Here is a 24,066-nt window from a genome sequence, read left to right as displayed (position 1 = left end):
CACGCCAGTCCGGTTCTCATTTTTTGACCACCTTATAATGCTGCACGCGGCCTTTGTGTTGGCTTGAAAGGATAAAAATACCGGCCGGCAGTCCCGAAAGATCCAGTTCTTTCAGAGTACCGGGCGTAGACATGTACCGCCGAACCACGCCTTTCGAGTCGGTAACCCGCAAGGTTTCATATTCAAGCAGCTTGTCGAACACAATCCTGTCCTGGTCGACGGGATTGGGATATACCGTCCATTCCGACTGTTGATCACGATTTTCCGTTATAGGAGCTACGCGCGTCGGCACAGTCAGTATTTCGGGGCTTAACGTAATATCCATATCGAAGTACAAATCCGAGCTCGTTGCGCTGGTCTGATGCAGCTCTACGGCAATGGTATTCTCTCCCAACCTGAAATAGCTACCGTCGTTCGGCACCACGATTGTCTGCCAGGTATACTCCGGAGAGGCATTGGTTGCAAAGGTCGAAAAGGTAACCCCGGTCGGGTTTATATTCACATCGCCCGGGCTCAGCGCTTTGCCATTGATATAAATGACTACTCCGTCATCTCTTTTGAAATTGATAATGACCGATTTATGGTAAGCCATTTGCTGCGAACTTATCCGAACAGAGTTCCGGAAATAGGAAGTAGTCCAGCGGGTTGCACACGGGGCAGTAAGGCAGCCTTCGCGTAAATAGGAAGCGCGTCCACGGGCCTCGTAGCAATCCAGTTCGGCCTGGCAGGCCGGAATGAGCGTCTTTTCCCCGTCTTCCCGGTTAGGGGAATAGCCGAAGGGTGCCGGGCCCGTCAGCCAGTTTGCCCCATCGTCGTAATTAGGCGGATCTTCTGCATTGAGCTCGTCGGGGTCTTGCCCGCCTTTCCAGTTAAATATGCCATTGTCGGGAGGCACCATTCCCCTGGCAAAATAACGCCAGCTGCTGCCCGCATGCAGGATCACCACCGTACCGCGGGGATTCTGGTTGTATACCTGGCCACCTATGCCGCCGCCGCCATTCAACCGCCCTACCACAAATTCGCCGGAATAGAATGGATAGGATTGGGTCGGGTAAAAGAATACCTCCGGCTGATTGAACCCGTACCGCCACTTGTATTCGAGCGGTGTGGGTTGCTGATCGGTGATATTCGACTGCTTTACATCATACAGCCAAATGCCGTCCTTATTGAAATCCGACGCCGCTTTGATCGTGTTATGAACGCCGGTCGTGGGATCCAATACATAATTGGTCATTAAACTGTTTATTTTAAAGAAGCGCAAGCTGAAATGCCCTATCTGCTCGTAAGCGCCATCGTTATAGCGCAGCGAAATCAGGTCCGTATCCTTATAATAATGCCGCACGGTCACCTGCTGCTTTCCGGTCAGCTCGGGATTGGGCTTGACGGACCAATAGCGGTTCATTACCCGCCAGTTGGAGCTGAACGACCGCGGCCTGTCCGAACGCACGTAGTTGGTACCCGGGCCGAGCGCGCCCACTTCGGTCCTGCCGGGCTTTCCGCCCAGCTTCACTTCAAATGGGGCCACTCCGGCCTTACCGATCGTCAGGTCGTGCTTGTTGATGGATAGCAGCAGATTGCCTTTGCTATCGACATAATGCGTGAAGTTCTCGGCGCCGGGCTGCGCATCGGTACATTCGCAGATCGCCGTGCGCGTCGTGTCGTCGGTCTCCGGCACGGTGAAGCTGTCGAGGTCTTTAAAAATCGTAAACTGGTCGACCAGCTGCTTATTTGCGCCGATGTATTTGGCTGTCAACCGCTTGTTCTCGACCTCAATGTACATTGAACCGCCCGACGACAATGCCGAGGCGGTCATGAGCCGGCTGACCAGTCCTGGATTTTTGACATTGCTGCTAAAATTCGGTTCCCCCTTTCGTCCCCCGGCGCCGTTTACGACATACACAATGCCCTCATTTTTTGGCGATGCGCTGTTTTTGTAATAAAAGCAGGAATTGGCTGTGCCGTCGAAACGTCCGTTGCCCTGCGCATTGCTGCCTACGGCCGGATTGTGGGTTGCCATTGCGAAATCTGTGGAAATCGTAGTAAGGTCGCGCATGAGGCGTGAGCGCTCGTAGCCGTGACTATGCCCTGCCAGCACCAGGTCCACCTTGTACGCATCCAGAATGGGCACTAGGTTAGTCCGGATCTGAATGAGGTCACGCTCGGTGTCCGAGTCGTGCGAGCCGCCGCTGAATGGCGGGATATGCGTGAACACGATCACCCAGTTGATATCAGGGTTGGCATTGGCTCTGGCGAGGTCCTTTTTCAGCCATTGGGCCTGCAAGCCATTAGGCGCCAGGATTTTCGTATAATCATCTCCCAGCTTTTCAAATCCGTAGGTGTCGAGACTGATGAAATGGATATTGCCATAATCAAAAGAATAATAAGCCTCCGTCATCGACGGTTCTCCCCCGCCTTCTCCGTTGGTGAAATTGTTGACGACGCTGTAATAATGGATGTTCTTCTCGGCCCTCACCCGGTAAAGCGACGCGCTGTCGACGGTTCCGTCGAAATAATCGTGATTACCTGGCGTAGCGTAAAATGGCGTTTGCCGGAGCATAAAATCGTACCGCTTCCTGCCACGGTCAAAAACGTGGTCCTGGTATTGCTCCTTCCTGCCCTGCTCATAGGCATTATCGCCCAGCCAGAGCCAGAGATCCATGGGTCCCGTTTTGTTCACCGTCATATAATCCTTCCAGGAATCGATCACGCTATCCTGGCGGCTGGCCGTCACGGGTTGGGCAGCGGTGTAGCCAAAATCGCCCAGTACCCACATTTTCACCTTCTTTTTTACACCTGGTAGCGGCGGCGTCCTGAAAAAGTTATCGGGTGTTTTTTCGAGAATAACGGGAAATGCCGGAGGCACCCAGCCGCCGATGTAGTAACGGTACTGCTGGTCGGGTTTCAGGCCCGTCAGCGTGACGGTATGATCTGTGGTTTCGGCAGGTTCCTCCACCATGGGCGACCCGTTCCCGAGCAATTCGTACTCCGGTTCGGCTGAATAAACAACCCGCCCGATGTTCGCGATATCGGTCTGCCAGCGGATGGTTATGGAAGCGGTGGTAGCAAACTCATTTAGCTTTTTTGAATACGCCATTTGCAGATACGGGCCGCGTGTTATGACGGGTGTCTGAGCGAAACACACTGAAAATAACAGGAGGCAAAATGAGAGCACTGATAGAATCGGTCTCATAAGCATCAGGATTTAAAGATGGAAGAAGAGGGACTTTAACGCGCAAATAATTGTATAGAAAAATTGCTATTTATTCTTTATATATCCAAATTAAATTCAATATATTTACTCCTATTAAACCCTAATTATCAGGCAGTTACATCTGTTTGAAATATCGCCTCTATCTGTACTCGCCTCCCGTTTTTGTGCGGGAAAGTGAGGTGGTAAACGCTGGCGTTTACCAACGTGTTTCGAAACGTTTGCCTGTCCCCTTCCTTCCTCGGAATCATGATGAAAACAATACCCTTCTCCGGCAAAACCTGCCTTTGGATACTCTTGTTAATAGCATCAATAATGGCTTGTAAAGGCCCGGACGGCGACACCGGCCCGGCTGGCCCCCAGGGACCGCAGGGAACGCCTGGTCAAAACGGTGCAACAGGCCCCGCCGGACCGGCCGGAGCAGCCAATCTCATTGTCTCGCCGTGGATTAAAGTGCCTAATACGGCCTGGCAACGCGAGGATTCAACCTATTTCATGGTGACGCACGCCGACAATAATATAACCCAGGCTGTCCTCGACAGCGCGCTGGTCATGGCCTATTACCGCAATGCAGGCCGGTCGAATGTGGTATTTTCTTTACCCTCTGCCAATGAAGAACTAACGCTTGGCTTTTTTATGCAGGTCCAAAATCAGGCGGGGGCCATCAACTTCGATATAACCTACTTCAAGCCGAGACTCACTCCCATTGACTTCGACCTCGAATTTCGCTGGATCATTATACCGCCCGACAAGCGGGGACGTATCCATGCCGCCGATCTTAAAGATTATGGGTTCGTCAAACAGCAACTGGGCCTGACTGACTAGCCAGGCCCGGTTAGGTGCGGATATCATTATACGTGGCCGAAGCAATTATGCCCCCTCCCCCGGTAGCGCCCCTGCCGGACGGTAGGTATTGATGATCATGCCCGTCGAGGTGACTTTAGTGTCGACCAGCGACAGGGCTCCTGCGGGCACACCATTTTCGAACAGACGCTTTCCGCCGCCGAGTACAACGGGCGCTATCCATAGCCGGTGTTCATCGATCAGCCCGGCCGAAATCAGCGTTTGCAAAAGGTTGCTACTGCCCCAGATATGGATTTCCGGGCCTTCCGATGCCCGCAAGCGCCCGACTGCCTCTACGACATCCCGCAGGATCTGCGCATTGTTCCAGTCGAGGTGGTCGAGGGTGCGTGTGGCGATGTATTTCTTTGCTTTGTTGAATGCTTTGCCGATCGGGTCATCGTCGTGCAGGGGCCAATAGGACGCAAAAATATCGTAAGTACGGCGCCCCAGCAGCATTTCGAATTCCCCTGAGATGATTTCGCTGATAGTTTCATGCAGCATATCGTCCCCGTAATGCATGAACCAGCCGCCGTGTTTGAAATCGCTGCTGGGGTCTTCTTCGGGACCGCCCGGTGCCTGCATCACACCGTCGATTGAAAGTTGTGTAATGGCGATGATCTTTCCCATGTCGTTTCTCTTTTGTGTTTTCAGTTGAATTGTGACACAACAAAGGTACAGGGTCAGTCTATTCCAAGTCGGGTGCAAACCTGCCAAAAGAAGGGGTAGATCACGCCTGGCCGGCCGCGCCTGGCCGATGGGAGTCCCGGATTAATCTAGGCCGACCATTCAGTAGGTGCTTTTCCGAATTTTTTCTTGAACGAATGGGAGAAATGCGAAAGGCTTTCAAACCCCAGGTCGAGGTAGATCGCCGAGGGTTTCCTGCCCTTGGTTTCGATCAGGTACCGGGCCTCCGCGAGCCTCCTTTCTTGCAGCCAATGCCGCGGCGCCATACCGAATATCCGTTGAAAGTCGCGCTTAAAGCCCGCCAGGCTCCTTCCGGTGAGCCTGGCAAACTTTTCTACCGGGACATTATAATGAAAATTACTCAGCATGAATTTTTCCAGATCCATTTTGTAGGGTTCCGAAAAATCGAACAGCAATTCTTCCAGTTCCGGCATAGTGTGCATCAGCAGATGCACAGCTTCCTTCACTTTAAGCATACCCAGTTTCTCCGTAACTGCTCCATGCGGGTTGCGGATATATGGCATCACCGATTCAAAGAACGCCCGCAGGAAATCGTTTACCGGGACCAGTACATTGGGCGGCCCGGAATATTTGTGCCCGGTCTCTACCTGCTCTTCCAGCGCGATCGTCCGCAGCAGGTCCTCGTGCAGACATATCACCACCGTTTGGTAATCCTCACCATCGAGGGGCGTCTTGGTAATCTCCCCCAACTGGTTCTTTTGTACCAGCAGCATTTCACCGGCGCCCATCGAGATTTTCTGCGTGGCCGTTTCCAGTGAGAAACGGCCCGAAACCTGCAATATCAGCGTATTATGTTCCATAAAAGCGACTTTATCCTTTCTCTGCTTAGAGAAATAGGAATAAAAGATCACCCCGGGGATTATTTCTGTTGGATTTGTCACGCGGTAAAGATATAAAAAGCAGGGTTTGAAAGTATCCCGTTATCGTTGCAGATAGGTTCCGCCGACGATTGCTCCCGGAGCAAAGTGCGTGTTAAGCACCTCCATTTCCGCGGGGGTGAACGTAATTCCCATCGCTTCCATGTTTTCGGGAAGCCGTGCCCGCCGGCTCATGCTCACCAGCGGCATGATGTGCTCGCCCTGCGCATTCACCCAGGCGATCGCCAATTGCGCGGGCGTGTACCCTTTTTCTTTGGCCATTTGCTTCAACACCTCCACCGTTGCCAGATTTTTGATCAGGTTCTCGCCCTGGAAACGCGAAAAATGATGCTGGTAACTGCCTGCCGGAAGCGGGGCCTTCATATCGCCGGTCAGAAGCCCCTCCGCGGTATTGGCAAAAGCCACCACGCCAATGCCCAGTTCCCTGGCCGTCGGCAGCAAATCGCTTTCAATCTGCCGGTCGGCAAGCGAATACCCTATTTCCAGCGCGGTTACCGGATGGATGCTGTGCGCCTCGCGCAATTGGGCAGCGCTGATTTCCGAAACGCCCAGGTGACGGACCTTGCCTTCGGCGATCAGGTCGGCGACGGTACCGATCACATCTTCCACCGGTACACTGCCATCGAGGCGGCATGGCTGGTAGAGGTCGATGGTATCTATCCCCAAACGTACCAGCGAATAGTTGATGAAGTTCTTGATGGCTATCGGACGGAGGTCCAGTCCCAGCCATTGATTATTGTAAAAAACGGCCCCGAACTTGACGCTGATAAAAGCCTCGTCACGGCGTCCCCTGATGGCTTTACCCACCAGTAACTCGTTGTGTCCGGCGCCGTAGAAGTCCCCGGTGTTAAGGAAGTTAATACCATTATCCAGCGCCATTTGAATCGTAGCAATGCTTTCGGATTCGTCGTTTGCCGGACCTCCCCAAACGGGCGACATGCGCATACAGCCCAATCCGAGTTTGGAAACAAGCGGACCATTCTGGCCCAGGTTCATTTTGGTTATCGTGGTCATCTTTTTTGTTGATTTTAACAATGCAAAGATGACCTGTTTCCACACCGAGCCGATTTCCTCCATGGCTCAATTTACTTGCTTGTACGGATCAGCCGGCACAATGCCTAACCTGGGAAAATCTTGCCGATCATCCGGCCGATCTCTACAAAATCGTCGTGATTGCTTACCGACCGCTTCTCGGTTTCATCCGAATTCTGCTGCGAGAATGGGTAAATCAGCAGGAAGTTGTTTTCCAGCGCGTACTGGTTCAGAAAATCGGGCATCTGGCCCATTCTTGGGAAAAAGGACGCCATGCCGCGTTTGGCCATGAACAATATCAGTCCTTCATCCGCCGCGACCGAAGCGGCTGCCTGCTCGGCTTCCCCCCAATAGTCGATCGTGTGCAACGACAGCTCGATAGCCGACTTTCCCGCCACCCTTTCGATAATGCTGATGATCGGCGCACTTGCGTAGAACGCCATTTCCGAACCCGACGACTTCCCGATGTTCCATACGCGCAGTAGCGCATGAAAAAAGCCGGGTTCCTTATCTGCTCTGGGCGGGATCAGGACAACGTATCTCTTAATGGTAGAAATGGGCTGAGCCGCATGGTAAATCAGCGTATTCACATTTTCATTCTGCAAATAGCCGTTGGTGAGATTGTAAACGAACGAGGGCGTTAAGCCTTTGCCCGGCTGCAAGGCTACAATCAGATCCGTTATCTTCTGCTCTTTGATCACGTTACTGATGCCGGTAGGCACATCACTGTCGTACCGGGTAAGCGGCCGGATTTCAACGTCGGCTGCCGCAGCCACGGTTACCGCCGTGTGGAGCGTCTTTTCCGCATTCCTGACGGACGACTCGTTTTTCTCGTCGTTGATTACGTTCAATGCGAACAGCCTGTCTTTGTTATGCCCCGCCTTGATAAGCAGCCCCAGGTTCACCGACTTTTCTACCGCATCTTCATAATTGACCGCGATCAGGATGTTCTCGATCTCCGAATTCGCACCCGATGCCGTAGCCTCATTATCGGCCTCCGCAATCCTGGCCGCGCTCGACATCGACACGAATGAAGAAATGGTACAGGAAATGAGGATCAGCAGGATACTGCCATTGAGCACGTGCTCACTCAGCAAGCGGACCGGCTCGCCACTTTCGGTTTCGGAGAGGATGATATTATAACCGACCATTACCGCTGCCAGCGTGGCCGCTGCGGAGGCCGAGCTCAACCCGAAAATGATCATCCCTTCATCCTTTGTCAGCCTGAACGTTTTTTGCGTGAACACCGCCGCCAGGTATTTCCCGCCAATGGAGGCCACGAGCATTACGGCAGCAACACCCAGGGTTTCGAGACTTTTAAAAAACACCGTAAAATCGATCAGCATACCTACGCTGATCAGGAAGAAGGGGATAAAAATAGCATTGCCGACAAATTCCACGCGGTTCATGAGCGCGGAGGTGTGCGGGATGAGCCGGTTGAGTGCCAGTCCGGCAAAAAATGCGCCAATAATGGCCTCGATACCCGCCAGTTCCGCCAGTACAGCCGCCAGGTAGATCATCACCAGTACAAATATGTATTGGGATATCTTGTCATCGACCTTTTTGAAAAACCATCTTCCTATAATTGGAAAAACAAATAACACCGTGAGGCTGAATGCCGCTACCGAAAGGCCCAGCCGGAGCCAGAATGCGCTATTTACCTCGCCCTGGGTCATCCCCACCACTACCGCCAGCACGAGCAGTGAAAGCACGTCGGTCAGCATGGTTCCCCCTACGGTGATATTGACGGAGAGGTTCTTGGCCACCCCCATCTTGCTCACGATCGGATAGGCAATGAGCGTGTGCGAAGAAAAGAGACTGGCAAACAGCACCGAGGTAAGCATCGAAAAATGCAGCACGTAGTACCCTCCCAGCAACCCCAATATAAACGGGACGGCAAATGTAAACACGGTGAACGTAATGCTCTTGCCCATATTCTTCTTGAAATCGCCCATATCGATTTCAAGCCCGGCCAGGAACATGATGTACAACAGGCCGGTGGTACCGGTTACCACCACACTGCTGTCGCGGGAGAGGAGATTGAGGCCGTTAGGACCTACCACGGCACCGGCGATCAGCAGCCCCAGCAAGTGGGGGACTTTGATCTTGTTGAGTAGCAGCGGCGCGCTCAGAATGATGATCAGTTCGAGCAGAAACTTCAATACCGGGTCCTCGATCGGTAAACTGCCGATGTGGAGGTTAAGCAGCGTCATCATCTAGCGGTTGGTTAAGCGGTTTAGCTCAATGGAAAATTTCGCGGTGCAGGACTTGTCGATGCTCGTGGTCTGCATTCCTTTGATCAGGTTCTTGTTATCGCGGGTCAGTTCCACGCTCAGTTCCATATTTCTGGCCGCCGAGGAATCGCTGGTATACTGCAGCTGAATGCTGGTGCTGTCGTATTTCGCAGAAAACACCCTGACGACCTTGTTATTATTGATCACACGCGTGTAGAGCCCGGTGGAGTCACTCACAAATTCCCAGGTGTTGGAACGCAGGTCCCCGATCACATATTCGCTGCAGTTGGATTCCCGGCATACGGATTTGGCTGCCCAGAGTCCGGCAATGTCATCAGGCCAGCGCTGGATCACAACAGCCGTGTCCGGCCGTGTAAGCAGGCTATCGCGCATGCGCAAAAGCGACTGATAATCAGCTTCCTTAATTGCAAATTCTTTCTCCCGCGCAAGTAAGCTCTGCTCGCGCACATCGAGCTCGTGCGCTCTTTCCTTGTCCTGGCAGCCGATTAACAGGCCGACGGCGATAAGGGTAGCAAGAAGGTATCTGTTAAATGCCATAGCAGGTGGTTCAGGTGGGAAATGCAGGCTGGCAAGTTAAAAAAGTATTCTTTTAAACAAAGGCAAAATCAACCCGAATGCGCTTGTAGCAGGCTACGGTAGCGGTCGAGCAGTCTGGATTTTGCAATGAAACCGATATAACGGCCCTGAGAATCAACGACCGGCAAATGCCAGGAACCGGTTCGGTCAAATTGGGTGACGATCCGCGCAACGGGCTCGTTTTCCGCGACGATCGCCGGGGGCTGGCGCACCAGCGATGCGACCGATAAATCAGCTTCATGTCCCGTCGTAAACAGGTAAGGATAAAGCTCCTTCACGAGGATCAAGCCGCGAAAAATCCCTTCCCCGTCCACCACTGCCAGGTAATCATGCCTGTTCTCATGTAATGCGTCCACGAAGTTTTCAAATGGCAGGTCAATATTTACAACGGGTACATCCTTGTCTATAAAATCCAGCGTATTCAATTGGGACAGCAGGTTCCGGTCGTGCTCCCGGGTGAATATTTTGCCTTCGTCGGCCAGCCTTTGCAAATCGGGGGAAATGGGAGAAAACCATTTGGAGATCAGGAACGACATTACACCCACCACCATCAGCGGAATAAACAGGTCGTATCCCGAGCTGGATTCCGCAATCAGAAATATGGCCGTCAGCGGGGCATAAAGCACGCCGCTCATGACGCCCGCCATGCCTACCAGTACCAGGTTGGCCACCGGCACATCGGAAATACCGATGAAATTGCAGAACAATGCAAACACGAACCCGAGCGTACCACCCGCAAAGAGCGAAGGCGCAAAATTTCCCCCGTTACCGCCGCTGAAAATCGTAATGGAACTGGCAAAGGCTTTCAGAAGACAAACAATCGTGAGAAACACGACAACCGCCCACCGCTGCCCGCCGACGATGCCGAAAAAACTGTTTTCCATTAGCTCGCCTACCTGCCCGTTGACCATCGCCTTGACGGTTTCATAACCCTCCCCGAACAATGGCGGGTACAGCACGCAAAGGACCGACAACATCCCCCCGCCGATCATGGCTTTTCTCAACCTCCCGCCTTTCAGCCTGGCAAAAAAACGCTCGACCTGATGTCCGATCACCACAAAATACCGGGCGTAAAGTCCACACAATGCACCCAATACGAGGTAAAATGGCAGATTGTGGTAATTAAACGGATGCCGGCTGCTGAAATGGAAGAGCGTTTCCTCATTGAGCAGCATCCTGGAAAGTACATTGCCGCAGACAGCGGCCAATACGAGGGGGATAAAATCGGTGAACACCACACCGGTAAGCAGTATTTCAACGGCGAACATCATCCCGGCGATCGGCGCGTTGAAAGCAGAAGCGATCCCCGCCGTCGCGCCCGCCGCCAGTAGTAATGTACGCTCGCGGTAGTCGAGTTTGTAGGTTTGTGCGAAATTAGACCCGATTGCCGAACCGGTTACCGCGATGGGGCTTTCCAGACCGGCAGAACCGCCAAGCCCCACGGTAATGGCACTTTGCACCACCTGGGAATACATTTTCACCGGAGCCACTATGCTGGAATTTTGAGCGATCTCGTGCAAAATGGCCGGTATGCCTTTGCGATCGTTACCGCCGAAGAACAAGATTACGACGAGGGATGTGAGCACAATCCCCAGGAAAGGGAATACCGCGTAGAAGAAAATCTGCGTTTCGAAATGGACCTTGTGGGTGATCAGGTTATGAATCGCGTGTACGAGCGATTTGAGGACTACGCCTGCCAGGCCGGCACTGCACCCCACCAATATCCCCGATAATATCAGAAACTGCGACCTGGTGAGAATGCTTTTAAGCCAAAAGATGATGACTTCATAGAGTTTGAACTTTCGTAAACTATACGCCGTCAACCCCCTTTTGAATTTCAGGAATGAGCGGAATTTTTTAATAGTCGCCTGTTTCACAATAATCAGCTTAGTCTCCTTTACAATACGCCCCGGTTAGCCCGGTTAAAGTAAAGGTAAAAATCTGAGCGGGGCAACCTTTGCCGGGCAACGTTTGCGGGGCAACCTTTGCGGGACAACCTTTGCAGGGCAACCTTTGCAGGGCAATCTGCTGGAATGCATTTAAAGCAATAGTACCTGTGATTATGCCCGCTGCATTACAAATTCAAAAGCGGCGCCTTTTCCGCTGTCGCTGACCACCTCGATCGTGGTTTGGTGCAGTTCGAGTATCTTCCGCACGATTGCCAGGCCGAGCCCCATCCCCTTCTGCCCCGACGGATACATTTCCGCCTGCTTGTAACGTTCGAAAATCTGCTCCTGATAAACCTTTGCTATGCCCACGCCCGTGTCGGCAACCCGGATTTTGACTCCGTTGCCGAACGCTACGAGGCGCACGGTAATCTGTCCGCCGTCAGGGGTAAATTTGAATGCGTTGTCAAGCAGGTTCTGAAACACCCGCTCCGTCAAGGCGATATCCGCTAAAACGGGCGGCAAAGCGGGAACTGTTTCCAACGACAACCGGATGTTTCGCTCGTCCGCATTCAATTGGTAGGATCCGAGAATGTCAGAAACCAGTTCATCCAAGGGGAATACCTCTTTTTGTACCGACACCACATTCGCTTCCAGCTTCGAATATTGAAACAACTGATCCACCAGCCCCGAAAGCTTGCGCGTTCCTTCCTGAACAATTGACAAATACCGCTCTTTCTCCGGCTCCGAAAGCGTATCTTTTTTGATCATCATCGTCTCGACATACCCCTGCATAATCGAAAGCGGCGTCCGCAAATCGTGCGAAACGTTGGCGATCAGCTCCTGCCGAAGCCGGTCGGTAGCGGTGATCTTTTCGATGTTATCGACGATCACATCGGCCATATCATTGAATGTGGAGGTCAATACCCCCAGATTCCCCGTTGCGTACCCATGCACGCGCGCAGCGTGATCGCCATCCCGGAACCGTTTCACAACCCCTGCAATGCTGCAAATGCTGTCGGTGATCAGAAAGAACGTGACAATCCCCACGACAAATGCACCGAGCAGTGCAGCGAAAAATATATAGGCCGACAATCGGAAGTTCAGGTCGTCGGTCAGCGAAGCGAGAATCTGCTTTTGGGTCTCGCTCGCGAGCACCGCATACACATACCCGACCCTCACGCCGTTTTCGAGCACTGGCGCCACCGAAAAAATACTGGCTTCGCCGGGATGTTTCGGATTGTCGCCCATAGGTTTGCCGGCATCCGAGGCCAGCCATTCCCGCACCTTCGCCATATCGACCTTCTTCATCTGCACCGAGGCCTGAGGTACCACGTAGTCGGTGATATTCCCCAGCGTATCGAGCAGGTATACTTCCACACTCGGGTTGGCTACCATGGTGGAATGGATGATGTCGTGCGTGACCGTGGTATCAGGCTTGCCATTTTTAATAGGCTGGGTAAATGTGGCCAGGTGCTGGGCAATGCCGCCGTACAACTGCTGGTGGGCCGTCATATAATACGATTTTGAAAACCGGGACGCGATCATGACAAATATGATGCCCAGGATAATCAGGAGGCTGGCGAAAACGCCGCTTATTTTCCAGAAGAGAAGGTTTCCTCCGATGGTTCTGACTGACATTTCAAAGATCTTCGTTAAACCGGTAGCCAATGCCCCAGGTAGTTAATACAAATACAGGATTGGAAGCATCGGCCTCGATTTTTCCTCTCAAACGGTTAATATGCGTATTGACCGTGTGCTCATACCCCTCGAAATCGTAGCCCCAAACGAGACTCAGCAGTTGCTTCCGGCTATAACTTTTCCCCGGATTGGAGGCCAGTAAAACAATCAATTCAAATTCCCGGGGCGACAAATCCAGCCGCTCTCCTCGCAGCATTACTTTACGCTTATCGATATCGATTTCCAACCCCGCAATGCTGATGAGTTGCGGCACCGGTGCTGCATAACGGGCTTTTTCCTCGCTTCTCCGGAATATCACCCGCACCCGGGCAATGAACTCCCGTACGCTGAATGGCTTGGTGAGGTAATCGTCGGCACCGGTTTCGAGGCCCATCACCTTATCTATTTCCTCCGACCGCGCGGTTAGCATCATAATAGGCGTCTGCCGGTCGGCTTGCCGGATTTTTCGGCAAATTTCCATGCCGTTCAGGCCGGGTAGCATTACGTCGAGTATAATGAGGTCAAAATTTTCGTCCTGCGCCCGCGCGAGGCCGTTCTGCCCGTTTTTTTCCGAAACCACTTTGCAGCCCAGGTCCGAAAGGTGTATCGAAAGCAATTCGGTAATGTTTGTATCGTCCTCGACGATCAGCACATTTTTGGTGTCCATATCCGCTGATTTTCTGCAAAGTTTACAAATAAAACAGCGCGGAATGCTGCTGTGATACTTTTGTTATAATTCCGTGACGCCGCCGGGATACCGTGTTTGTTGCTTTGCATCATCCAACGATTCAAAACGGAAACAGACATGATCAGATCATTCCTCGGGCTGTCGCTGACCGCCTTCATTTTCGGAGCCTGCACCGACGACCACGGCCCGCAGCCTACCGGCAAAACCTTGACCATTGAAAACGTGCTCGACTCGAAACCGCTCGTGCAATCGGGCACTTTCAAAGGTACCGGCACTCCGCCGGTAATATTGCCGGGACAATCGGTTTCGTTCTCATTTTCAGCGGCTAAAAACCAGCGCCTTACCTTCGCCACCATGTACGGTTGGAGCAACGACCTGTTTTTCGCCCCTGCCAATCCTGGGATCAGACTATACGACGACAGCGGCACTCCCGTTACCGGCGACGTTTCCGCGCAAATCAAACTCTGGGACAACGGTTCCCGCGTGAATCAGGCGCCCGGCATGAGCGTAACCCACCCGGGCACTGCCGAAGCTACACCCCGCAATATCAAGGAAGTGGCAGGAATGGACGACTACGGCCACACATTTCTGCCTGCCTCTCAGCTCATGAATGTGACGCTGGCTTATGACGGCAATTCCATGTTTACCATTACCATCAAAAACCAGTCGGGCGGCACCGCGAACGAAACGCCTTTCAGCCCGGGAGCATGGGCGATTTCTTATGTCGCCGGGGGAAACCAGCTTCTGCCTGAGCCTGTTTATTCCGAGGGCAAAGCCACGACAGAAGCATTGACCCGCATTGCCGAAGCCGGCGACAACGCTCCTATGAGTACCTGGCTCGCCTCGCAAACCGGCATTTTCACGCCACTTTCGCCAGTACTGGTTGTTATTTACAATGGTAGTGAAAACCCATTTTTCAAATCCGGTGAAAACGACCGGGGCGAAGGCTTAAAAGAACTCGCCCAGAAGGGCAATGCCGACGTCCTGGCCGCGGCATTGAAAATGAAGGCGGGTATCAAAAATGTCTATGTGCTTAAAGAACCTGCTAGTACGGTATTGTTGCCTAAAATCGGCGGAAATGCGGGCGGAAAGGTTTCACAGCCGCTTATGCTCGCATCCGGAGACCGTATCGCCATTGCTACTATGTACGGCTTTTCCAACGATTGGTTCTTTGCAACGAGCGGCACCGACATCGACGGCAATGCCAGCGGAGATGTCTCGGGGTCGGTGGGACTGTATGACAACGGCACGGCGATCGACCAGTTCCCCGGCGCAGGCATTACGCAGTTCAATCTTGCGGGCACACCATTGAATGAGAGTAAAGCCATCGCACCAGTCCCCAACCCGAACAAGTTCACGACGCTTCCGGCGATCAACAATATTATTAAAGTCACATTACAATAACAATGAAGAGACCAATCAATATCCTTTTACTCCTGCTCCTGATAGCGGGCACCACCTTCGCACAGAATGTAGAGATTCGTAAAAAACAGTACAACCTCGAATCGTCCGGTCTTGCGATACAGGGCTATGACCCGGTGGCCTATTTTACCATGAACAAGGCTATCGAAGGCAAAAAGGATCTTTCTGCCAACTATAATGGGGTTACCTACCGCTTCGGCTCGAAGCAAAACAAGGACGCGTTCATGCGTAACCCCGGACGCTATGAGCCGCAGTTCGGCGGCTGGTGCGCCTATGCCATGGGTAAGAAAGGAGAAAAAGTAGAGATTGATCCGGAAACGTTCAAGATCGTGGACGGGAAGCTCTATCTATTTTACAACAAATTCCTTAATAATACGCTCAAAAGCTGGAACCAGGACGAGGCAAGCCTGAAAACACAGGCCGATCGCAACTGGATGAAATTTGTGCCTTAAAAACTTGCAACACCTATGAAAAAAGTATTATTCGCAGCGACATTCATGCTCGCCGCCCACCTAACATTTGCACAGAAATCCGAAATTTTCGCGCCGAAGGGAAAGGCCATCAAAGGGTATGACGTCGTCGCTTTTTTCAAAGACGCAAGACCCGTTCAAGGTGCCGATAGTCTTACCTATCATTACAAGAACGCCGATTGGTTATTCGCTACCCGCGCGAATCTGGAAGCCTTCAAAGCGGCTCCGGACATGTACGTGCCGCAATATGGCGGCTACTGCGCCTACGGCACTTCCGAAGGGCACAAAGCGCCCACCGAAGCAGAGACGTGGACGATCGTCGGCGACAAGTTGTATTTCAATTATAATATGAAAGTCAAAAACAACTGGTCGAAAAAACGGGAAGAACTCATCGAAAAAGCAGATATGCAATGGCCATTGATCAAAGACAAGCAGTGATGAAAACGCAAACGCACCCGAAATGGTCCTGGTTGCTGCGGCTGGTAGCGGCAGTGATTATGTTGCAGACCCTCTATTTCAAATTTTCCGCAGCACCCGAATCCGTCTATATTTTCTCGACAGTCGGCATGGAACCCTGGGGACGTATATTCGTAGGCGTATTAGAGCTGATCGCCTCCATTCTGATCCTCATCCCCCGCACCACTGCCTACGGTGCCCTGATCGGCATCGGCGTGATGACCGGCGCCGTTTTCATGCATCTCACGCGCCTTGGCATCGTGGTGCAAAACGACTCGGGCAAGCTTTTTGTTATGGCATTAACCGTGCTTATCACCTGTTTGGTGCTCGTATACTGGCACCGCAGCAGCATTTCGGGTGTAAAGTTCCGCAGCTGACACGCAAACCCCATCTTCTCAAAACGGGCATTGTTTTTGTCCCCCCATTTCAAAACGAACGACATGAACAGGCAACTTACAAAATCAATCGAAACCGCACTGGCACAGATCAGCACGATGCTGGACGCATTATCCGACGAGCAATACAAGCGCAGCCTGCCGGTACTCTCGGGTGCTTCGCTCGGCGGGCACGTACGCCACGTGATCGAGTTCTTTACCGAGCTCGATCGCGGTTATCAAACAGGCAATGTAAATTATGACGCCCGGCTGCGGGACAAGGCCATTGAGCAACGACGGGAACTCGCTTTGGCCACATTACGCCGGATTTCGGCTTCGATGGGCAAGGAAAACAAAGCCCTTCTGCTAACCACCGCCACCGAGGCTGGTGATACCGGTTTCCAGGTTGTCACCAACTATGAACGGGAGTTGGTTTACAATCTCGAACACGCGGTACATCATATGGCATTGATGAAAATAGGCATCCGGGAACTCACGGCGCTGCAACTGCCGGAGAGTTTCGGAGTAGCCAGCTCCACCATCCGATACCGCCAGGCCCAATGTGCACTGTAACTTACATTCCAACCGGGAAAGGTGCATTCCTGACATCCAACCGGGATGAACGCACCGATCGTGCGCCCGCGGAGCCGCCCGTAACGCGCAGCTTGCCCGGCGCGCTCACCTACCCGAAAGACGCCCAGGCCGGCGGCACGTGGATCGCATTGAAAGGACGGGGCGACGCAGCGGTGTTGCTCAACGGAGGCTTCAAAAATCATGTGCGCATGTCTTCCTACCGCAAAAGCCGGGGCCGGGTTATGGTGGAAATTGTGGAAGCAGCTTCTCCGGCTGATTACTTTGAAACCATGTCTTTAGAAGGTATCGAACCCTTTACGCTCATCCTGTTCACGGAAGGCAGGCTCATGCGTTGTACCTGGGACGGTATCCGGAAGCACCGAAACGAGCTTGACGCGCATCAGCCGCATATCTGGTCTTCTGCGACATTGTACCATGAAGAAGCCCGACAAATGCGGGTCCGAAAGCTGCAACAATGGTACGGCAGCACGGCCGTCAATATGAAGAGCATTCTGGATTTTCACACACAAAACGATATCACATTCGATGCCTGCCAGAGCTTCCACGGACATCGGGATGCCATGGCTACCGTGAGCGTCACGTCCATCGATCTGACCAGCCCCGAGCCCGTCATGCACTACCACGACCTTCGGACCGGAACAACATCAGTGACGCGACCGGCCCCCGTCATCCCACACCGGGACACTTCGTTCCACAGCCTCCGCTGGAAGGCGAAACGCTTCCTGATCCGCCTCCGAAACTGGGAATACTGGCCATTGGAATGTGTTTACCTGCCCATGGTACTACCATGGCTCTGGCTCAGCGTAAAGGCGCGTGCGGTCTGCTTTTTCGGCGCAGCCAATCCCTCGATGCGGTATGCGGGTTTTGCGGGAGAACGCAAGAGCAGGATTTACGCACTTATGCCCAAGGGTTCGTACCCTGAAACCCTGCTATGCGAAGCGGGAATCCCGAAGCGAAAAGTACAGATGCTATTGAATAATTCTTCCCTGAAATTCCCATTAATTGCCAAACCCGATATCGGCGAACGCGGTGTGCAGGTGAAGCTTCTAAAAACCGAAGGCGACCTGGAAGACTACCGTCTGCACAGCCGGGTCGACTTCCTCTTGCAGCCCTACATCGATTACCCGAATGAAGCCGGCATATTCTACTATCGGATGCCCGGCGAACAAAACGGGCACATTTCAGGAATCGTCGGGAAAGCGTTTTTGAGCGTTACGGGCGACGGGAAATCGGATATTCTCACACTGCTCATGCAAAGTGAACGGGCTATTTTACAGCTCCCCGCTCTGCATATGATCCTGGGAGAACGAATAAGATCGGTTCCTGCTGTGGGCGAAAGAATGCGCCTGGTTCCCTACGGCAACCACAGCCGCGGCTCGAAATTCACCGACGAACGCCATCGAATTACGCCTGCACTCACGAATGCGATCGACCGGATATGTGTGCGAATACCTGGTTTCCATTTCGGTCGGCTGGATATCCGTTTCAAAAGCTGGGAAGAACTCGAAGCCGGACAACATTTTTCCATCATCGAACTCAACGGTGCGGCGAGCGAGCCGACGCACATTTACGATCCGAAACATTCGCTGTTCTTCGCCTGGAAAGAGATTTACCGGCATTGGAAAATACTTTTAGAAATCAGCATGGCAAATGTGCGCGACGGCGTACCGCAGATGACGTTCAGGGATGGGTGGGCGATGGTAAGGGAGCATAAGGGGTATTTGAAGTTGATGCAGAAGGCGTAATTTTAACGTTAGGCATTTTAAAGAAGGAAGCGGCCCATTGCCTTACAACGCATTATACACCAAATGCGTCTAAGTTATAAATCAGTTACATCATGCAAAGACTAATTCTTCTCTTTCTGCTCCTCTTATGGGCATTTACCGGTTGTAAACGCGATAAAAACGCAGAACCTGAGCCGCAGCCTATGCCAGAGGTTGCGGGCATCGTCGGTAAATGGCACCTGGTAGAATCCCGATACACGTCGGGCGACTCAACGGTAGTGAAAGACATGACCAACGAGCCACAAAAGGCCTTTTCAATACGTTTCGACGGCGTGATGCTATACGACGGATACGGGTCTTGCTGCGCAATATCTGAATATGAGATAAACGGAAATGTATTTAAGGTAAAACCGCAGAAAGATGTGCCCTACAACGAAAATTGCGGCCTCGTCGATTGCCTGGCCTGCCCGAAACTGATCATTACGCAAATAGGCGACGAAATGACGATTGAGTCATGCCTGGGCGCAGTCAACAAGTATGTGAGGAAAAAATAGAAGCGTATACCATCCAGAGCTATTCATCAAACTTCTTTGCGGGCGCTCTACCGACACCCATTAACCGTTCACTAAGAACCCCTCAATCCCCTCATTACCAGTTTGATATTTTCTTAATTTGCACGTACCGCACTTCGCGGGTTACTTTCCTTCTACATGATCTGTGACTCAAACTTCTGCACTCATGAAGCATGGCCATTGTTACCTCGCATTGATTGTACTCCTTTCGTCTTGCTTCAAAAAGAAGGAGCAAGCGGAAAAACCGGCGTCGGACAGCACAGCGCGGATTACGGTTTGCTACAACCCCAAAACCACCGATGCCGAATGGTATAGTTCCGGCAAAAAAGCGCCCATGCTCGACGGATTGAAGGGCATCGATTTCAAGATTACCACATCCAGTCCTGAGGCACAGGCTTACTTCAACCAGGGCCTGATGCTCTCCTACGGCTTCAACCACGCCGAGGCGGCCCGGTCGTTTTTCCAGGCCACCCGGCTCGATTCGACCTGCGCTATGGCTTACTGGGGTTATGCCTACGTGTTGGGTCCCAATTACAATGCAGGGATGGAGCCCGACAACTTTCAGCGGGCCTGGGCCGCCACTCAAAAAGCACAAAAACTGGCAACCCAATGTACTCCCAAAGAAAAGGCGTTGATCGAGGCATTGACCGCGCGGTACACGGAAGTCCCTCCCGCCAACCGGGCACCGCTGGATATCGCATTCGCTGCCGCTATGAAAAAAGTGTACGACCAATTCCCTTCCGATCCCGACATCGGGGCATTGTACGCCGAAGCGCAAATGGACCTGCACCCGTGGGATTTATATGACAAAAAAACAAAAGCGTCCAAGCCCTGGACGCCGGCGCTACTGGCCGTCCTGGAAAACCTGTTGAAAAAGAACCCGCGGCATCCGGGCGCGCATCACCTGTACATACACGCCGTGGAGGCCTCCGCCACGCCGGAAAAAGCGCTGGCCTCGGCAGCGTTACTCGATTCGCTCGTTCCGGGTGCCGGCCATCTGCTCCACATGCCGTCGCATATTTACATCCTCACGGGCGACTATCATTTAGGCTCGCTTTCCAATGTAAGTTCAGTCAAAGCAGACAGCAACTACATCACCGCCTGTCACGCGCAAGGCGCCTACCCGCTCGCCTATTTCCCGCACAATTACCACTTCCTGGTGGCTACCGCCGCCCTTGAAGGCAACTCCAGGCAGGCCTGGCGCGCTGCGCGGAAAGTACAGCATTATACCGCGAAGGAGGTAATGCGCCAGCCGGGATGGGGCACACTTCAGCACTATTATACCATCCCCTATTATGTAGCAGCAAAATTCTCGATGTGGGATACCCTGCTGGCCGAGCCCAGCCCGGGTAAGGACCTGATTTATCCGCGGGCAATCTGGCATTACGCAAGAGGAATGGCCTTTCTGGGTAAACACGACCTGCCCCATGCACAGGAAGAAATGAAGTCGCTCAACGCATTGGCTTCCGACACGACGCTCAAAGACATCACGGTCTGGAACATCAATACTTCGGTCGACCTCGTGCAAATCGCCTCCAATGTATTATCGGCCGGTATCGCCGCACAGCAAAACCAGCTCGACAAATCGGCGGCCCTGCTCGGGGAGGCCATCGCCCTCGAAGATAACCTCAACTATAACGAACCGCCCGACTGGTTTTTCTCCGTCCGGCATCACCTCGGAGCAGTATTGCTCAAAGCCGGAAAGAGCGCAGAAGCGGAACGTGTCTATCGTCAGGACCTACTGACCTGGAAGAAAAACGGCTGGGCATTGATAGGTCTCCATAATGCTTTGGTACAACAGAAAAACACCGGCGAAGCGCAGGCGGTCAAATCCGCGTTTGATAAAGCCTGGCAGCATGCCGACATTAAACTTGCGGCGTCGTCCAGCATTGCAGATTAAGGTTTTGAAGCAGGGATGGGTTTTCAAAATGCAAAGCCGATCCCTGCTTTGGCTTGGAGTTCGCCATAATTTACTTTGAAAAACCGTTTTTGCAGGCTCAATCCTGAATAGCTAACCGTCGCGTCGAAATAAAGTTTGTTGAACAAACGTTGCTGATAACCAGCTAAAATCCCTGCCGAAGTATCCCAGGAACTGAAAACGCCACGTTGTGGATCAACCGGTACAACAAAACGGATAGCGGATCGGGCATAATTGTATGCAAACAGAGGGCCTGCATACAGGCCCGACAGATTATCGGACGCTTTCCCCCTTCGTAACTGGCGTTTTTGCAGATAGTACCAACGAAATTGCGCTTCCACGATCGCTGAGAAAGAACTGCGTCCAAATGAAGAATTGGTTGTTTCATTCCAAATGCCCAGATTAACGGATAAAGGGCTCTTTCCCAACTTCCGCTCATAGCTCACCTCGCCTCTGATCGACTGATTTTTAAGGCTGACATTCACATCTGGCAGTCTGATCTTAAAATGCTGTTTCACAAAATAGTCACAATGTAAAACATCGCATAACGGGCCCGTGCTGTTTCGCTTCCAATCACCGAAGGCAAGTCCGAGGAGCGAGCGGGATGCGATCACGGCGTTTCCGGTGCGGACGCCAGGCAACGGCACGTTACCGGTTCCATATAATGATAAGTATGGTGTGACATAATACAAACCCAGCGAAAAATCGAGGAATCCGTTCGACAGGAACCGACTTTGAAACCCATATGCGACACTGAAATGTTGCCTGGGCCGCTCACTCTGTATGGCGGCGAGTGACCTTTCATACGCGACCCCCAGATAACTTCCACTGAAATTATTGGCACTTTGCTGTCGGGCAATCCGCTTGTTCATTTCAAAATACCACCTGCTTCCGATACTCGCAAACATATTTCTGCCACTCAATTGCCGTTCGAAACGATCGATGGTGATAACGCTCCCCAGCCGGTTTGTCCGCGAAGTTAGTGCCGCTTCTACGGACATGGCTGGCAAGAGTTTGTATTCAAACGTGGCGCTAAACCCAATCCCATTATAAGTCGTTGAGGAGTACCCCAGCTTGAACATCTTCCGCGTAGGCACTTTGGTCATGAATACATTCTCATAGCGGTCGATAAACCGCTGCTCCACCACAGGGCTATGCTCTTCCGTAAATGTGACGGATGTAGTGTCCTGAGCCCGGGAACCCGAACCCAATACAACCAGCAAAACAAATACACTTAAAAATCGAAGCATCGATGGTTCCAGATGTAGCCTGCGGTGATTGCAGGTTCATCACAAAGAGGCAACGAGTTGCTTAAATCGTTGTATGGGCCTAAAAATTTCGTTTGGACTGTCACAAACCGAGGCCGATCAATATCTGGAAAAAGCCGGCTCGTTTGACGAAGTTTTTATCGCGTCAATAACCTAAACATCCATCGCGTCGTACACGATCACCTTGTCCCACAGATGGCTGCAATCTTTGATAAATTTCTGATGGATCGGGTGGTCCTGGTAGGTTGCCTGGCCGGCAAGGTCTTCGAAAAACATCAGTTCGGACACCGCCCAGCTATTATCCACGACATCCCTTTTCTCGGTGCTCGCCGCCACGCCAATGCGAAGTTCCTTGATCGCCTCAATCTTTCGCAATGTCTTCAGACCTTCGATGATCCGGTCACGATCGGCCACCGAACCAGGATTTTTAAGCCAGAAAAACACGTGATGGACCAACGGGGTTTTACTTTTCGCCGGGGTAGCCGGGGCCGCAACCGACGCTGCAGCGCCTGCTGCAAGCGTGACAGAGCTTGCAATGAATTTACGACGGGAATTTGTCATAGTAAGTGTTGAGATATATTGGAAAATTAAAAATGCATAGTCCTCGGCGAAAAACAACCTGACTTTCTCGCTACAAACAAGGGCTCACCGGTAAGGCGCGCGATGAACGGCTATGAAACAAAATCCACGGCCGCGAATAGATTGATGAAGCGGTCGAAGATAGGAAGGAAAGCTGGCTACTGAAAGCCCGGAGGGTCATTTTCGAAGTTAAACACCGGTTTTCATTCAAACGATATTAGACGTTTATCGATGAAATATCAAGGTTCTGGAACTTATAAGTCCATCTTCGCTACTTGTAGTTTGCATTGTGGCAATCAGTTTTTCGTCAATGAGGTTTGCCGTTCCTTTGTACGTAAAAATTACGCCGGAGCTGGCACGGGTATAGTTAAGTACCATTTTGCCCGGCTCGTCAATTTTCACATTGTATACCGGTATTTCAATTGCAAAAGAGGGGAGAAATTCATCCATTGTCAAAACACTATCACTGGTAGCAATGTTTAACATATTCGGACCACCTCGTTCAATTTTCCAAAATGTCTGAAATTTGAAGATACCCGAGTCTGCCGGTTCTGTCCTCCAATCTCCAATAAATGGCGTCGCCCGATCAGGCTTTGGATCTTTCGAACAAGCGGTTAACAATGCCAGGCACGTCGCAAAAAGATAAATTAGCTTTTTCAAAGTGGAGTGTATTTTAAGGATATGCCCGAAATATACTAAGGTTTCAAAAGCTACTTTTTGTTGAGAGAAAATTTTTGTAACTCCGAGGTAACTGGCGCAAAAAAGCCACTTCCCATCCGGGATGAGCGGTAGCAGATATAAATTGAGACTGACTCATGCCCGGCCGCCAAAAACTTTCGATGAATCTGCAACGGTAGAAGGGTTCTCCATTGCCAATCGAGTGATACCATGACGATTTCCGCTGGACTTCGCATAGCAGGTATTAAGATCTACCCGCG

Annotated in this window: 21 protein-coding genes; 9 read left to right on the top strand and 12 right to left on the bottom strand. The window is 52.1% G+C overall.

Going from position 1 to position 24,066, the window contains the following annotated elements; genetic code table 11:
* Window positions 1-16: 16 nt before the first annotated feature.
* Complete coding sequence (locus tag ACQ4MZ_RS18330; protein WP_430847082.1) at window positions 17-3,190, bottom strand: metallophosphoesterase; 3,174 nt, start codon at window positions 3,188-3,190, stop codon at window positions 17-19.
* A 333-nt stretch (window positions 3,191-3,523) separates the two neighbouring features.
* Between ACQ4MZ_RS18330 and ACQ4MZ_RS18325 the strand changes: the two genes are divergently transcribed.
* Window positions 3,524-4,033, top strand: coding sequence for a hypothetical protein (locus ACQ4MZ_RS18325; protein ID WP_430847080.1), 510 nt, complete (start codon window positions 3,524-3,526; stop codon window positions 4,031-4,033).
* 45 nt (window positions 4,034-4,078) lie between these two features.
* Here the strand turns inward: ACQ4MZ_RS18325 and ACQ4MZ_RS18320 are convergent, their stop codons facing one another.
* The 8 genes from ACQ4MZ_RS18320 to ACQ4MZ_RS18285 all read right to left on the bottom strand — a co-directional run bounded on the left by ACQ4MZ_RS18320 (window position 4,079) and on the right by ACQ4MZ_RS18285 (window position 13,730).
* Window positions 4,079-4,678, bottom strand: coding sequence for a dihydrofolate reductase family protein (locus ACQ4MZ_RS18320; RefSeq protein ID WP_430847078.1), 600 nt, complete (start codon window positions 4,676-4,678; stop codon window positions 4,079-4,081).
* Between the two features lie 146 nt (window positions 4,679-4,824).
* On the bottom strand, window positions 4,825-5,556 hold the full coding sequence (locus ACQ4MZ_RS18315; RefSeq protein ID WP_430847076.1) for a helix-turn-helix domain-containing protein: 732 nt from the start codon (window positions 5,554-5,556) through the stop codon (window positions 4,825-4,827).
* 120 nt (window positions 5,557-5,676) lie between these two features.
* A complete protein-coding gene (locus tag ACQ4MZ_RS18310; RefSeq protein WP_430847074.1) occupies window positions 5,677-6,648 on the bottom strand; it encodes an aldo/keto reductase in 972 nt (323 codons plus the stop codon).
* Between the two features lie 104 nt (window positions 6,649-6,752).
* Window positions 6,753-8,882 carry a cation:proton antiporter gene (locus tag ACQ4MZ_RS18305; RefSeq protein WP_430847072.1) on the bottom strand — a complete coding sequence of 710 codons (2,130 nt, stop codon included), beginning with the start codon at window positions 8,880-8,882 and terminating at the stop codon, window positions 6,753-6,755.
* Window positions 8,883-9,458 carry a hypothetical protein gene (locus ACQ4MZ_RS18300; RefSeq protein WP_430847070.1) on the bottom strand — a complete coding sequence of 192 codons (576 nt, stop codon included), beginning with the start codon at window positions 9,456-9,458 and terminating at the stop codon, window positions 8,883-8,885.
* Between the two features lie 68 nt (window positions 9,459-9,526).
* Window positions 9,527-11,374, bottom strand: coding sequence for a chloride channel protein (locus ACQ4MZ_RS18295; protein ID WP_430847068.1), 1,848 nt, complete (start codon window positions 11,372-11,374; stop codon window positions 9,527-9,529).
* 183 nt (window positions 11,375-11,557) lie between these two features.
* Window positions 11,558-13,024, bottom strand: a complete 1,467-nt coding sequence (locus ACQ4MZ_RS18290) for a sensor histidine kinase (protein ID WP_430847066.1) — start codon at window positions 13,022-13,024, stop codon at window positions 11,558-11,560.
* Between the two features lies 1 nt (window position 13,025).
* Window positions 13,026-13,730, bottom strand: a complete 705-nt coding sequence (locus ACQ4MZ_RS18285; protein WP_430847064.1) for a response regulator transcription factor — start codon at window positions 13,728-13,730, stop codon at window positions 13,026-13,028.
* A 138-nt stretch (window positions 13,731-13,868) separates the two neighbouring features.
* On the opposite strand from ACQ4MZ_RS18285, the gene ACQ4MZ_RS18280 reads away from it, so the two are divergent.
* The 8 genes from ACQ4MZ_RS18280 to ACQ4MZ_RS18245 all read left to right on the top strand — a co-directional run bounded on the left by ACQ4MZ_RS18280 (window position 13,869) and on the right by ACQ4MZ_RS18245 (window position 21,263).
* On the top strand, window positions 13,869-15,155 hold the full coding sequence (locus ACQ4MZ_RS18280) for a spondin domain-containing protein (protein WP_430847062.1): 1,287 nt from the start codon (window positions 13,869-13,871) through the stop codon (window positions 15,153-15,155).
* Between the two features lie 2 nt (window positions 15,156-15,157).
* Window positions 15,158-15,625 (top strand): YHS domain-containing (seleno)protein, encoded by a 468-nt coding sequence (locus ACQ4MZ_RS18275; protein WP_430847060.1) that lies wholly within the window; start codon window positions 15,158-15,160, stop codon window positions 15,623-15,625.
* Between the two features lie 15 nt (window positions 15,626-15,640).
* Window positions 15,641-16,081, top strand: coding sequence for a YHS domain-containing (seleno)protein (locus tag ACQ4MZ_RS18270; protein WP_430847058.1), 441 nt, complete (start codon window positions 15,641-15,643; stop codon window positions 16,079-16,081).
* Window positions 16,081-16,476, top strand: coding sequence for a DoxX family protein (locus tag ACQ4MZ_RS18265; protein ID WP_430847056.1), 396 nt, complete (start codon window positions 16,081-16,083; stop codon window positions 16,474-16,476). Before ACQ4MZ_RS18270 ends, ACQ4MZ_RS18265 begins: the two co-directional genes overlap by 1 nt.
* A gap of 63 nt (window positions 16,477-16,539) precedes the next feature.
* Complete coding sequence (locus ACQ4MZ_RS18260) at window positions 16,540-17,046, top strand: DinB family protein (RefSeq protein WP_430847054.1); 507 nt, start codon at window positions 16,540-16,542, stop codon at window positions 17,044-17,046.
* Entirely contained in the window at window positions 17,034-18,812 is a 1,779-nt protein-coding gene (locus ACQ4MZ_RS18255; protein ID WP_430847052.1) for an NRDE family protein, read from the top strand. The genes ACQ4MZ_RS18260 and ACQ4MZ_RS18255 overlap by 13 nt, the downstream gene beginning before the upstream one ends.
* Before the next feature lie 92 nt (window positions 18,813-18,904).
* The gene (locus ACQ4MZ_RS18250) at window positions 18,905-19,345 is read left to right on the top strand and encodes a hypothetical protein (protein ID WP_430847050.1); all 441 of its coding nucleotides are present in this window, start codon (window positions 18,905-18,907) and stop codon (window positions 19,343-19,345) included.
* A gap of 184 nt (window positions 19,346-19,529) precedes the next feature.
* Window positions 19,530-21,263 carry a tetratricopeptide repeat protein gene (locus ACQ4MZ_RS18245; protein ID WP_430847048.1) on the top strand — a complete coding sequence of 578 codons (1,734 nt, stop codon included), beginning with the start codon at window positions 19,530-19,532 and terminating at the stop codon, window positions 21,261-21,263.
* Between the two features lie 23 nt (window positions 21,264-21,286).
* Here ACQ4MZ_RS18245 and ACQ4MZ_RS18240 read toward each other — a convergent pair whose 3' ends face one another.
* The 3 genes from ACQ4MZ_RS18240 to ACQ4MZ_RS18230 all read right to left on the bottom strand — a co-directional run bounded on the left by ACQ4MZ_RS18240 (window position 21,287) and on the right by ACQ4MZ_RS18230 (window position 23,788).
* Window positions 21,287-22,531, bottom strand: coding sequence for a hypothetical protein (locus ACQ4MZ_RS18240; RefSeq protein WP_430847046.1), 1,245 nt, complete (start codon window positions 22,529-22,531; stop codon window positions 21,287-21,289).
* Between the two features lie 171 nt (window positions 22,532-22,702).
* Complete coding sequence (locus tag ACQ4MZ_RS18235; RefSeq protein WP_430847044.1) at window positions 22,703-23,110, bottom strand: Dabb family protein; 408 nt, start codon at window positions 23,108-23,110, stop codon at window positions 22,703-22,705.
* A gap of 243 nt (window positions 23,111-23,353) precedes the next feature.
* Window positions 23,354-23,788 carry a hypothetical protein gene (locus ACQ4MZ_RS18230; RefSeq protein WP_430847042.1) on the bottom strand — a complete coding sequence of 145 codons (435 nt, stop codon included), beginning with the start codon at window positions 23,786-23,788 and terminating at the stop codon, window positions 23,354-23,356.
* Window positions 23,789-24,066 lie beyond the last annotated feature (278 nt).

The sequence above is a fragment of the Dyadobacter sp. BHUBP1 genome (assembly GCF_050587785.1).
Taxonomy (GTDB): domain Bacteria; phylum Bacteroidota; class Bacteroidia; order Cytophagales; family Spirosomataceae; genus Dyadobacter.
Note: the sequence above shows the minus strand (reverse complement) of the source record. Positions and strands in the feature narration are given on the sequence as shown.